At 63.5% G+C, this 12,340-nt stretch carries 11 protein-coding genes; 5 read left to right on the forward strand and 6 right to left on the reverse strand.

What is annotated here, in order from left to right; all coding sequences use genetic code 11:
- Positions 1 to 420, reverse strand: coding sequence for a MerR family transcriptional regulator (locus B4394_RS07010; RefSeq protein WP_078307976.1), 420 nt, complete (start codon positions 418 to 420; stop codon positions 1 to 3).
- 230 nt (positions 421 to 650) lie between these two features.
- On the opposite strand from B4394_RS07010, the gene B4394_RS07015 reads away from it, so the two are divergent.
- From B4394_RS07015 to B4394_RS07030, 4 genes are read left to right on the forward strand one after another with little or no spacing between them, the layout of a single operon-like run.
- Positions 651 to 2,186 (forward strand): APC family permease, encoded by a 1,536-nt coding sequence (locus B4394_RS07015; protein WP_078307971.1) that lies wholly within the window; start codon positions 651 to 653, stop codon positions 2,184 to 2,186.
- Positions 2,183 to 3,442, forward strand: a complete 1,260-nt coding sequence (locus B4394_RS07020) for an acyl-CoA dehydrogenase family protein (RefSeq protein WP_078314568.1) — start codon at positions 2,183 to 2,185, stop codon at positions 3,440 to 3,442. Before B4394_RS07015 ends, B4394_RS07020 begins: the two co-directional genes overlap by 4 nt.
- Positions 3,439 to 4,620 carry a GNAT family N-acetyltransferase gene (locus B4394_RS07025; protein ID WP_078314569.1) on the forward strand — a complete coding sequence of 394 codons (1,182 nt, stop codon included), beginning with the start codon at positions 3,439 to 3,441 and terminating at the stop codon, positions 4,618 to 4,620. The genes B4394_RS07020 and B4394_RS07025 overlap by 4 nt, the downstream gene beginning before the upstream one ends.
- 9 nt (positions 4,621 to 4,629) lie before the next feature.
- A complete protein-coding gene (locus tag B4394_RS07030) occupies positions 4,630 to 5,988 on the forward strand; it encodes an NtaA/DmoA family FMN-dependent monooxygenase (protein ID WP_078307965.1) in 1,359 nt (452 codons plus the stop codon).
- Here the strand turns inward: B4394_RS07030 and B4394_RS07035 are convergent.
- The 5 genes from B4394_RS07035 to B4394_RS07055 are packed head-to-tail and all read right to left on the reverse strand — an operon-like array spanning position 5,985 to position 10,187.
- Positions 5,985 to 6,485, reverse strand: coding sequence for a beta-class carbonic anhydrase (locus tag B4394_RS07035; protein WP_078307962.1), 501 nt, complete (start codon positions 6,483 to 6,485; stop codon positions 5,985 to 5,987). The genes B4394_RS07030 and B4394_RS07035 overlap by 4 nt on opposite strands.
- A 31-nt stretch (positions 6,486 to 6,516) precedes the next feature.
- Positions 6,517 to 7,656, reverse strand: coding sequence for an SMI1/KNR4 family protein (locus B4394_RS07040; RefSeq protein ID WP_139359983.1), 1,140 nt, complete (start codon positions 7,654 to 7,656; stop codon positions 6,517 to 6,519).
- Positions 7,657 to 7,712: 56 nt separating this feature from the next.
- Positions 7,713 to 9,116 carry a dihydrolipoyl dehydrogenase gene (gene lpdA, locus B4394_RS07045; RefSeq protein WP_078308516.1) on the reverse strand — a complete coding sequence of 468 codons (1,404 nt, stop codon included), beginning with the start codon at positions 9,114 to 9,116 and terminating at the stop codon, positions 7,713 to 7,715.
- A gap of 38 nt (positions 9,117 to 9,154) precedes the next feature.
- On the reverse strand, positions 9,155 to 9,916 hold the full coding sequence (locus B4394_RS07050) for a hypothetical protein (protein WP_078314570.1): 762 nt from the start codon (positions 9,914 to 9,916) through the stop codon (positions 9,155 to 9,157).
- The gene (locus B4394_RS07055) at positions 9,909 to 10,187 is read right to left on the reverse strand and encodes a putative holin (protein WP_139359984.1); all 279 of its coding nucleotides are present in this window, start codon (positions 10,185 to 10,187) and stop codon (positions 9,909 to 9,911) included. Before B4394_RS07055 ends, B4394_RS07050 begins: the two co-directional genes overlap by 8 nt.
- A 78-nt stretch (positions 10,188 to 10,265) precedes the next feature.
- On the opposite strand from B4394_RS07055, the gene B4394_RS07060 reads away from it, so the two are divergent.
- Positions 10,266 to 12,293, forward strand: coding sequence for a prolyl oligopeptidase family serine peptidase (locus tag B4394_RS07060; RefSeq protein ID WP_078314571.1), 2,028 nt, complete (start codon positions 10,266 to 10,268; stop codon positions 12,291 to 12,293).
- Positions 12,294 to 12,340: the final 47 nt, after the last annotated feature.

Consider the following 12,340-nt stretch of genomic DNA (forward strand, 5'->3'; position numbering starts at 1 on the left):
TCAACCCTTCTTCTGTCCCACTGCGGCAGTCGGGGCGCCGTTGACCGACTCGGTGTAGTACGCGACCTTGAAATCGACGACCTTGAGGTCCTCGGTGAGCCGCTCCATGGCGGCCATAATCCGCACACGCTGCGCGAACAGCAGCTCCAGGCGCTCGGCGTGGGTCTCCTCGCCACCCTCCAACAGCTGGATGAACCGGCGCATGTCGCGCACCGGCATGCCAGTGCGACGCAACCGCAGCATCAGCTGGACACGCTCGATGTCGTCGTCACTGAATCGGCGGCGGCCACCGCCATCTCGCGGTACCCGGGGGAACAGACCCTCGCGCTCGAACCAGCGCAGCGCGTCGATCGACAACCCGGTCCGTTGGGCAACGTGCGAGATGGGAAACCCTTCATGTTGCGGCTCACTTGTGCTCACACAGCCACGGTAGAACCTGGAGTCGACTCCAGGTCAAGTGGGACATACGCGCAGGGCGAGCCCTAAGTCATCGCAGGTACTGGACACGGCGTCGCGGGTGCCGTTGACACGTTCTTGATGCCACCGCACCATCGGAACATGCGCTTGGCCCCCGACTGTAGGTAGGCGTGCAATTTCGTTTGCGCGCTGCCTGTTTCAGTCCCTCTTCCGCCAAGCGAAGGTATTTCCGCATGTCCACTCCCGCCCACCAGCTCACCGTCAACGGCAGATCCCTTCAGAACAATGGGTCCCACGGACTCGAGCGCGACGCCATCGGCTCCTGGGGCGTCTTCGCTCAGGGATTGGCAGCGGCGGCACCCAGTGTCGCGGTCGCGACGGTGCCGTTTTCCCTGTTCGTGGCCGCCGGTAAAGGCGCCGCCTGGGCAGCGGTGATCGGCCTGGTGGCGGTGATTCTGATCGCCACGACCATCAGCTTCCAGGCCAAGAGGACGGTGTCGTCGGGCTCACTCGGGACATATGCCGGCAACGGGCTGGGCCCCGGTGCTGCGTATGCCGCCGGTTTCAGCCTGCTCATCGGCTACATCACTTTCGCCACCACGGGCACTCTCGGCGGTGTGCTGTACTTCGAATCCTTCCTGGAGGCGATCGGAATCCACTCGGAGGCAACCGCCTTCAAACTCGCGCTGGTGGCAGTGGTCGTCGCCGTCGCCGTCTATCTGCCCTATCGCGGTGTCTCGATCTCGGCCAAGTATGAGCTCGTCTTCGAAATCATTGCCACCGCACTTATTCTCATCATCATTGTGGCCTCGTATGTCAGTTACGGCTGGCGCATCGACACCGAGCAGTGGTCACCGTCCAACCTCGGGAACAGCACCACCTTCATCGCGGCGGTCACGGCGGTCGGTGCGTACGCGGGGTTCGAGAGCGTCGCGTCCCTGGGCGCTGAATCGCGGGACGCACACCGCACCATCGCCCGCTCACTGCTACGCGTCGTACTGATCATCGGAGTGCTGTACATCCTGGCCACCTACCCGCAGATCCTGCAGTTCCGGAACATCGACGGCGACAGCGCGATACTGCCTCAGGTCGCCACGAATTCCGGTGTGGCATGGGCGATCTACCCGATAAGTCTGGCGGTGGCCATCGCGTTCATCGTCTTCGTCACCGCGGTCATCAACTCGGCAGCACGAGGGCTGTTCACCCTGGCCCACGAGGGAGCGCTCCCGGCCGCCCTCGCGCGAGTGCACCCGGTCTACAAGACCCCCGTCGCCGGCATCTTCCTCATCGGGGTCATCGCGGTGGCATTTTCCGTGACCGCCACGCTCAGCTCGGTGGGCCGCCTGGTATTCGATGTGTACGGAAATTACGTGGCCAACTGGGGCTTCCTCACCAGTTACCTGCTCGTGGTGGTGGCCACCCCCATTTGGCTGTACCGCATCAAGGCACTTACCCCGGCCCGGCTGGCGGTATCGGTCGCAGCCACCCTGGCCATCGGGTACGTGATCGTCAGCAACTTCTATCCGGTGCCCACATTCCCATTCAACATCCTGCCGCTCATCTTCGGTGCGATCCTGCTCGCCGGCCTGCTGCGCTATTGGTATCTACGGGCACGACGGCCAGAGGTCGCCGCGCGGATCGGCTCCATCCAAACGCTTTCCGAATCTGAGAAAGAACGTTTGGCCGAGCTCGGCATCCTTGAGGTTCTCTACGACGAACCGGCCACCGAACCCGAACCCGCCAACGATTCAGGAGTTCTCGTCAAATGACCGCCGCCACCACGTCACCAGCCCTTGTCTACCAAGGGGTCAGCGATACCGACTTCACCGAGTGGACACGGATTGCCGCACGCGTTGCCGACGAGCTGGCGACCACCACGCTGGAACGAGACCGCGCCAACCAAAACCCCGCCGCCGAGATCGGACTGCTCCGCGAGCACGGACTGCTGTCTTTCGCCACCGCTCGCGAATTCGGCGGCGCCGGAGGCAGTCTGGCCCAGGCACTACAGCTCAGCCGGATCATCGCGGCAGCCGACGGCTCCATCGGCCAGCTGCTCGTCTATCACTTCTCCAACGGCGTATGGACCTACATACTCGGGTCGCCGACTCAGCGTGAACACATCGCGCGCGGCGTCGGCGAACAGGGCTGGTTCCAGGGCAGTGTCAGCAATCCGCGTGACCCGGGCATCACGGTTACCCGGACAGACGAAGGCTATCGGGTCAACGGCACGCGGACATTCGCCACCGGGGTCGCGCTCGCCGACCTGATCACCGTGCTGCTCTACGACGAGGAGCCGATCAACGCGATCATCCCCCGTGACAGGGAAGGTCTGCGGTTCAACGACGATTGGGACAACCTCGGACAACGGCTTACCGCAAGCGGCAGTGTCGAATTCGATAATGTGCTGCTCCGCCACGACGAGGTACTCACTGGCCTTGGCGAATACGGTGACGCCCGCGAGCACCGCGACGGACTGCGGGCGTTGTTCAGCCAGCTGATCTTCGTACATCTGTATCTCGGGATCGCCGAAGGCGCACTCGCCGCCGGCGTCACCTACGTCAGAGACAAGGGCCGCCCGTGGCCCGAGGCGCATTCCACAGAGGTGACCGAGGATCCCTACCACCAGCAGCTGCTCGGGCGGCTGTCGGCCGGGATCGCCGCGGGGATCGCCCTCGCCGACGCGGTGACCAAGGAATTCGAACAGACCCTGGCCGCGGATCGAGCACTCACCGCGGCCCAGTGGGGCGCACTGGCTATTCGGGTGGATCAGGCCAAGTCCATCGCGACCGAGGTGTCCCTGGATGTCACACACAACATCTTCCAAGCCACCGGCGCTCGGTCGACGGCTAATTCGGTGGGACTGGATATCTATTGGCGCAACGCACGCACACACACCACCCACGATCCACTGCCGTACCGCCAGCGTGAGATCGGGCGGTACCTGCTGACCGATGAGTGGCCGTCGCCACGCAGCCTCACTGGCCTCGGGCGGCTCTCCGCCACAACACAGGGCAAGGGATCGTGACGGATATTCGCTTCCTGCAGACCTCCGCGGAGCGGGAGCGCGCCTTCACGGTGTTCTGGAGGGCCATGGTGGGTTTGCCGCCCCTGGGCGATATCGCGGTGGACCAATTGCTCGAAACGGGAAGATATCTTGGCGCTTTCGACGATGCGGAGCTTGTCGGCGGAGCCGATTCATACACCAGCTGGCTCACCGTCCCGGGCGGGACACGGGTTCCGCACGCGGCTGTCACACATATCGGTGTGCTGCCCACCCACACCCGGCGCGGGATACTCACTTCTTTAGTCACCCGGCAGCTCACCGATATCGCGGGGCGTGGAGAGCTCGTCGCCAGCCTGCGCGCCTCCGAAGCGGTGATCTACCGCCGTTTCGGCTATGGGGTCGCGACCAGCAGCGCGAACTACCGCATCCAGCGGCGACGGGCACTGGCGCACAGTCTCGTTGACGCCGGACCCGTCACTCTGCTCGACGCATCATCCACACCGCAGCGACTCGCCGCGATCTATGAACGCGCGGCGTGGACCGGAGCAGTGGCACGTCCGCCGCACTGGTGGCGGCTGCACGAACTGTTTGACGCCGCCGATCCGGTGAAACCCTATGTGGTCACCCACGCCGATGGGTACGTCAGATATCGCCCACGGAACACCTCCGAATGGTTCGCCAGCGACACCCGGACTATATCTGTTGATGATCTTGTCGCCCATAGCGATAACGCCTACCGTGCGCTAGTCGGCCACCTGTTGGAGCTGGATCTTGTCGATGTCATCGAACTCGGCCAACGCCCGGTCGACGACCCCCTCCCCCACCTCGTCACCGATCCGCGCGCGGTGACGGTCACCGGTATCCGTGACGAGACCTGGCTACGGCTCGTCGATGTCGAGGCGGCACTAGCGGCACGCACGTACGTGGATACGGCACCGATAGTGATCGAGGTGCACGATGACCTGCTTCCCCATAACTCGGCACGGTTCGCCGTGGGCGCCGACAAGGTCCGGCGCACCCAGCACACTCCTGATGTGTCACTCGATGTCGCCGCCCTGGGGTCGGTCTATCTCGGCGGCACCTCGTGGACACAGCTGGCACGCGCTGGACTGGTATCGGCACAGTCGACGCAGGCGATCACGTCCGCGGATGCCCTGTTCTCGACCGGCGCACAGCCTTTCGCCGGTATCAACTTTTAGGAGAACCCTGTGCCCGATGATCTTCACGCAAGCGGCTCATCCGTCTCTGACCGCCAGCTACACCTCCTTGCCTTCGGCAACGTGCGCTCCGGTGGCGCGTGGCGGCTTCCCGGCGTACGAAACGGCCCGGCCAATCAGCTCGATACGTTGGTCGCCACCGCGAAAGCAGCGGAAGCGGCCAAGTTCGATGCCATCTTCTTCGCCGATGGCCTCAACTTCGGCCCGGAGGCCACCTGGGCCCACAAGTCCACCGAAGACTTCGAACCACTCACGGCCACCTCATACCTCGCCGCGGTCACCGATCGCCTGGGCCTGGTAGTCACCGGATCCTCCACCTTTCAGCCGCCGTATCACCTGGCACGCCAACTGTTGTCGCTCGATCATCTGAGTGCGGGACGTGCCGGATGGAACCTCGTGACCAGCTTCGCGCAGGCGGCCGCCGCCAACTTCGGCGAGCGGGGCTTCCTCCCGCACGACGAGCGCTACCGGCTGGCAGAAGAGACGCTTCACGTGGTGAAGGCCCTATGGCATTCCCTCGAATCGGATACCGTCATCGAGAACCGGGCGACGGGAATCTACAACGATGTCAACAAGATTCACGTCGCCAACCACGATGGCGAGTTTCACAAGGTCAAGGGGCCACTCGGCGTCACGCCCTCCCGCCAGGGACGACCGGTGATCTTTCAGGCCGGATCTTCCACCACCGGAAGGGCCTTCGCCGCCAAACATGCCGAGGTGGTCTTTACCGGGCAAACCGACATCGACCGCGCCAAGAGCTTCTACCGACAGCTCCACGACGAAGCCCGCGCGTCCGGACGGTCCTCTCTGCCCTTGGTCACCCCCTCCCTCGGTGTCGTTGTCGGCTCCACCGAGGCCGAGGCGCGTGCCGTGGAAAGCACCGTCTATGAGCACTTCATCCCGGAATACCAGGCGGGGTGGCTCCTCGAGGTGGATGTCAACGTCATCGGCGCCGACCTGGACGGCCCGGTGCCGGCGTCCGCATTCCCGGAGAGCACCGAAACCCATCAAACCGCGCTCGCCGGATACAAGCACCTTGCCACCGTGGGGAATCCAACCGTTCGGGAGTTCCTCTACCGTACGTTGAACGCGTTCGGTACGAGGTTTGTCGGTTCCGCCGAGCAGGTGGCCGATCAGATCGAGCTGTGGTTCACCGAGGGCGCCGCCGATGGATTCATTCTGAGCACATCGGGGCTACCGGGCCAATTCGAACTCTTCACCGAACACGTGGTGCCAATCCTGGTGCGTCGCGGTATCTTCCGCGCCGAATACACCGGGTCCACACTGCGCGACCACCTGGCCTTGCCCTGGCCGGCTCCGCAACGCGCGCCGGCCCTCCTTGCCCACTAGGCCTCGGCGGCGACCTCACGCAACGTGCCGTCCTTGACGTCGTAGACGAATCCGCGCACGCTGCCCTTCCGCGGAACAAATGGGTTGGCCTTGATCCTCGCCACCGACTGGCGGACGTCCTCGTCCAAATCGGTGAACGCCTCGGCCGACCACGGCGGTTTGATCCCCGTCTCGTCCTGAATCGAACGCTTGAAGGCATCGTCGGTGAATGTCAGCATGCCGCAGTCGGTGTGATGGATGAGAATGATCTCCTCGGTGCCCAGCAGCCGCTGCGAGATGGCCAACGACCGGATCTCATCCTCGGTGATCACTCCGCCCGCATTGCGAATGACGTGCGCGTCACCTTCGTGAAGGCCAAGCAGACCATACGGATTCAGGCGTGCATCCATGCACGCGACAATCGCGACCTTGCGCCCCGGGGGCAACGGCAGATCGCCCTTGTCGAAGCTGGCCGCATAAGCCTGTGCGTTGTTCAGCAGTTCGTCAGTGGTCGACATGGCGCGAAGGTACGCGTGAGCACATGCCAGGTCAACGGTTACGAGCCCGCTGATCCCAGATGTGATCGCACACCTTCAACAAATATTCGCGGACGCAGCCGTGCGGCGGATACCAGCCACCGCTCGACTCGGACTGTGCATCCCGAACCAGCCCACGAACCTCGCCCTCCGAGTCAACGGCAAGGAGCTCGCCGGGCGCCACGGCGAAGGGCACGGCAGAGCTCGAACCCACTACCTGGATCACCGATAGCGGCTCACGCGTTCGAGGTCCGAACATGGCCACACTCTTACGTTCGAGTTCGTCATGGAACTCTTGCGCACTGAGAATTCCTTCCCGCCAACGAGTCCCGTCAAGGATCTGTTCTATGGACAACACCTCACCGATGTAGCTACTGGTCAACCCGTTGGTGGCTGCCAGGAGTTCCCGATGTTCGGGATGTAATGCCGCACCGAGATGCGCTGTCAGCAAGTTCAATTCGGACTGACTGGCACCGGGACGACGCTGCGCAGGAGCCACGGACTTGACAAGCGACGTCAGCTCAGCGAGCTTAGCGACGATCTCGACCATCGTCGGTGGTGACGGACGGATATCGCGTCCCCAGGTTCGCGCGTGAGGGCCCATCTCCTGTTCGGCCAGGTACATGCCCTGCTCAAGATTCTCGTGATGCAGATAGGAGTACAGGTCCGGCCACATCGTGCGCGAATCGATGTCGAGCGGAAACACGCTTCCGGCTCGCGCTTCATCGGACTGCCCGGTGTACAGATAGAGGCAGCCGGCATAGCCGTTGCCGGTATCGGCGATCGGCGCGAATTGGGTCGAATCGTCGGCGACACCCAGGTCATCGGCGGTATCGGTCTCATCAAACCATTGCGCGATCGTGCGAACGGTCTCGTCCCAACGATCGCCGACACCAATATCGCTGGTGCCCAACAAGTTCGTGCTGAAGTGATAGCTCTCCCAGCCATTAGCGACACCGAGGAACTCACGGTACTGCGGATCCAACGGACGGCCGAGCCGTTCCTCGGTAGCGAGAAGTTGTTCCTCGGTGGCACCAGGATTGGGGTGGGTCACCGGGTACAGGCCGTCATCCAGCGAGGCATGCCGTCGCTTGTTGTCGATCATTGCGTCGAGTAGTTGACGCCAAGCGTGAAGTCCAACTGGTTCCGCCACGTTTCCCCCCTTTACCTCCCAGCGGATTACGGCGGGCCCCCCGGCCCCGCGACAGCTCAGAAGTTGATCATGTGCCCCGCGAGTCCGTGGAACGCCTCCTGCAGCGCCTCGGACAACGTCGGGTGCGTGTGCACGTTGCGGGTCAGTTCGTTGACCGTGAGGTCCCACTTCTGCGCGAGCGTCAGCTCGGGCAGCAGCTCGGAAACATCGGGGCCGATGAGGTGTCCGCCGATCAACTCGCCGTACTTGGCATCGGCGATCAGCTTGACGAAACCAGTCGGATCCGCGAGCCCGTGCGCCTTGCCGTTCGCGGTGAACGGGAACTTGGCCACCTTGACGTCGTATCCCTCGGCACGAGCCTGCTCCTCGGTGAGCCCGAAGCTGGCAACCTGCGGCTGGCAGAACGTCGCCCTGGGCATCATCCGGTAGTCGCCGAGCTCCAGCGTCTCGGCGCCGGCGATGGTCTCGGCGGCAACGACGGCCTGCGCCTCCGCGACGTGCGCCAGCTGCAGCTTGGAGGTGACGTCACCAATGGCGTAGATGTGCGGCACGTTGGTGCGCATCCGCTCGTCAATGGCGATGGCGCCGCGATCGGTGAGCGCGACACCCGTCTTGTCCAAGCCGAAGCCCTCGACGTTCGGGGCAAAACCGATGGCCTGCAACACCTTGTCGGCGACGAGCTCGCTCTCCTGCCCGTCCTTACTTACCTTGACGCGAACGGGACCGCTGCCCCCTTCATCCTGGATCGACTCGACCTTGGTGCCCGTCAGAATCTTGACGCCCAGCTTCTTGTACTGCTTCTCGATCTCCTTGGACACCTCGGCGTCCTCATTGGGCAGCGCGCGTGGCAGGAACTCGACGATGGTGACGTCCACGCCGTAGTTCTTGAGGACGTAGGCGAACTCCATACCGATGGCGCCGGCGCCCGCGATGATGATCGACCCGGGCAGCTCGCGGGTCATGATCTGCTTCTCGTAGGTGACCACGTTCTCCGACAGTGCGGTCCCGGGTACCAGCCGCACGCTGCTACCGGTGGCGATGATCACATTGGCGAAGGTCAGGGTCTCTGTCGAGCCGTCGGCCTTCTTCACGGCCAGCGTGTTGGCATCGGTAAAGGTGCCCACGCCCTCGTACTCGGTGATCTTGTTCTTCTTCATCAAGAAGTGCACACCGGCCACGCGCCCCTCGGCGACCTTGCGACTGCGATCGAACGCGGCACCGAAATCGAAGGTGGCCTCACCACTGATGCCGAATGTCTTGGCTTCCTTGGTAAAGATGTGGGCCAGCTCCGCGTTACGCAGCAGCGCCTTGGACGGGATACACCCGACATTGAGGCAAACCCCGCCCCAATACTTCTCCTCGACGATGGCTGTGGTCAGACCCAACTGGGCTGCGCGAATGGCCGCGACATAGCCACCGGGACCTGCTCCGAGAACGACGACGTCATAGTGTGCAGTCACGTACTCCACCCTAGTAGGACGACGTCAGGCGGGGAGCGTCAAGCCCGGTCTCGGTACTGAATACCCCAACTGCGCAGCGGTTCCGGGCACAGTGACTGAACCCCGGGCACCGAGGGTGCGGTGCACGCCACATAGCCATATTTGACTCCGGCGGCCGCCACCGAGATCGCGGGCGCCGTCAACACGGCAAAAGCGAGGGCGACAACTATCGGGCGCGGTTCCACCATGGCCAGCAGTAGCGCGACCACCACACAGACAAACACCCAGATCAGCACGTAGGTGACCGCGAGCGTCCGGTCGTTCGGCAAGAGGGTCTCGAACCAGTGCTGGTAAAGCAGCAGCCCGACCGCCCCGGCCGGAATCCACACCGCCAGCAGCAGCAACAGCAGCACCCAGCGCTTCAGGAAGGCGGGTTCCCGCTCAGCGGGTACCCGTACCGGCTTCGCCGGCTCGTCGGCGACCACCGGCACCGCGCCGGTATAGGGGTCGGGCGTCATCGATTCGGCCGACGTGACCGGCATCGCGCCGGTGTAGTCGCTGCCCACGTCAAACGCCGCGGTGAGCGGCAACGCATCGGTGTCGATGCGGCCGGTGGTTACCAGGTCTTCGTCATCCTTGAACGCCGAGAACGCGGTGAAGGTGGCGGTATCCAAACCGTCTCTACTTCTGCCGTCGTCGATCGGCACGGCCAGGGGATCGGCAAGGTCGCCCTCGACGATGCTCGGCCTCTCTGTGCCGTCCACGAGCTCGGTCTCGGCGCTCGTCTTCTCGACTGTGTTTTCCGCATTTTTGTCAGACACTGTGAATCACCTGTATCGCCGCAAGAATCCCGAACCATCCGGGAGAAACCGCCAGCACGAATGCCGCCAGCGCCGTCATCCATTTACGCGTGGACGCGATCAAGATAAAGAACCCGATCAGGCTGGGTACCGCGACAACAACGCCAATGAATAGGTCGGGCCGCACTGGTTCGTGCGCGATCAGCACGCTAGACATTCCAGCGACAAGTCCAACTGCTATCCCCAGCAGCATCGCGCTAGCTACAACCTGCGCGCGTGGCAGTGGTATCACGAGAAAACTCCTGCTCGGTGTTCTGTCCGCCCCCGGGCCATCTTCGACCATACTGCGATCACTGGCACACTGGCTCAAATGACGTCGGCGCGCCGCTCCCCGGACCCACATCTCTGGCTCGAAGACATTGGCGGAGACGAACCGCTGAACTGGGTACGGGAACGCAACTCGATAACAACCGGCGAGTTTTCCGGTGAGCGTTTTGAGGATATGCGGGCCGAAGCGCTGGCCATTCTCAACACAGACGCACAGATCCCCTACGTGCGGCGGCGGGGCGAATACCTCTATAACTTCTGGCGCGATGCCAACAACGCCCGCGGCCTTTGGCGCCGAACCACTTTGGACCAGTACCGCCGGGAAGATCCCCAATGGGACGTCATCATCGACGTCGACGCACTGGCGGACACCGAAGAAGAAAACTGGGTCTGGGCGGGCGCGACCGCGTTGCGGCCCGAGTTCCGCCGGGCGCTGGTCAGTCTGTCGCGCGGCGGGTCAGATGCCGTGGTGGTGCGCGAATTCGATCTGGAAACAAGACAGTTCGTGACGGACGGTTTTGCGCTACCCGAGGCCAAGACGCAGATCGGGTGGATCGACGCCGACACCGTTTTCGTGGGCACAGATTTTGGGCCCGACAGTCTCACGGACTCGGGGTATCCCCGTCTGGTGAAACGCTGGAAACGCGGGCAATCTCCCGACGAAGCGGAGCTGGTGTTCAGCGGCGAATCCTCAGACGTGATGGTGGGCGCGAGCTTTGACGACACTCCGGGATTCGAACGCACCCTGATCAGCCGGGCCACCGACTTCTTCAACTCCGAAGTACACCAGCTGGGCGTCGACGGAGAGCTGCTGCGCATAGACGTCCCCACCGATGCGTCGGTATCGGTGCACCGTGAATGGCTCCTCGTCGAGCTCAAGTCGCCGTGGCAACTCGATGGCACCGAATATTCGGCCGGGACGCTGCTGGCCGCTCGCTATGCGGACTTCCTCGCCGGCGATCGCACCGTCACCCCGGTATTCGTTCCCGATGAACACGCGAGTCTGCATCACTACGCGTGGACGCGGGAACGGCTTACCGTCGCGATCCTGCGCGATGTGGTTAGCGAGATCCTGGTCTTCACCCCGGGCACCTGGGACTCAGAACCACTAACAGGTGTGCCGGTCAACACCACGACGCAGATCGTCGCGGTCGATGACCTGGGTGATGAGATTCTCCTCGACACATCAGGTTTCACCCAGCCATCGACGCTGCTGCACGGAGAGGTGAGCGCAGCGGCGGCCTCTGTATCCCCCGTCAAGGCGGCGCCATCGTTCTTCGACGATGCCGACTTTGAGGTAACCCAATACTTCACCCAGTCCGACGACGGGACATCGATTCCGTACTTCGTGGTTCGCCCCAAGGGATCCGATGGTGCGGGACCAACTCTGCTCGGCGGCTATGGGGGCTTTGAGGTCGCCCGGACTCCCGGGTACGACGGTGTGCTGGGCAAGCTGTGGCTGTCCCGCGGCGGCACCTACGTGCTGGCCAATATCCGCGGAGGTGGCGAGTACGGCCCGGTGTGGCACACCCAGGCGATGCGTGAGGGCCGCCATCTGGTGTACGAGGACTTCGCTGCTGTCGCGCGCGACCTGGTGACTCGGGGCATCACCACCGCCGCACAGCTGGGCGCACAGGGCGGAAGCAACGGCGGCCTGCTGATGGGGGTGATGCTCACGGCATACCCGGAGCTGTTCGGCGCCTTGGTGTGCCAAGTTCCACTGCTGGATATGCGGCGCTACCACCTGCTGCTGGCCGGTGCCTCGTGGGTTGCGGAGTATGGCGACCCCGACAATCCCGATGATTGGGAGTTCATCTCCAAATACTCTCCTTACCAAAACATTTCGCCCGAGAAGCGTTATCCACCGGTTCTGGTGACCACCTCGACCCGCGATGACCGCGTTCACCCGGGGCACGCGCGCAAGATGACCGCCGCATTGCAAGAGGCCGGGCAACCGGTCTGGTACTACGAGAACATCGAGGGCGGCCATGGCGGCGCGGCCAACAACGAACAGTCGGCATTCAAGGCGGCGCTGGCCATCGAGTTTCTCTGGCGCCAGCTCGCACCCTGACCCGAAATCTCAGGGCAATCCCCGATGCCGTGACACCATCCGCGACG

Origin of the sequence: Mycobacterium sp. D16Q16 (assembly GCF_002013745.1) — a bacterium.
GTDB lineage: Bacteria > Actinomycetota > Actinomycetes > Mycobacteriales > Mycobacteriaceae > Mycobacterium.

Bases quoted from the DNA above. Each gene is read 5' to 3' on its own strand.
- B4394_RS07020 (WP_078314568.1), top strand. From the start codon at position 2,183: ATGACCGCCGCCACCACGTCACCAGCCCTTGTCTACCAAGGGGTCAGC.
- B4394_RS07015 (WP_078307971.1), top strand. From the start codon at position 651: ATGTCCACTCCCGCCCACCAGCTCACCGTCAACGGCAGATCCCTTCAG.
- B4394_RS07035 (WP_078307962.1), bottom strand. From the start codon at position 6,485: ATGTCGACCACTGACGAACTGCTGAACAACGCACAGGCTTATGCGGCC.
- B4394_RS07060 (WP_078314571.1), top strand. From the start codon at position 10,266: ATGACGTCGGCGCGCCGCTCCCCGGACCCACATCTCTGGCTCGAAGAC.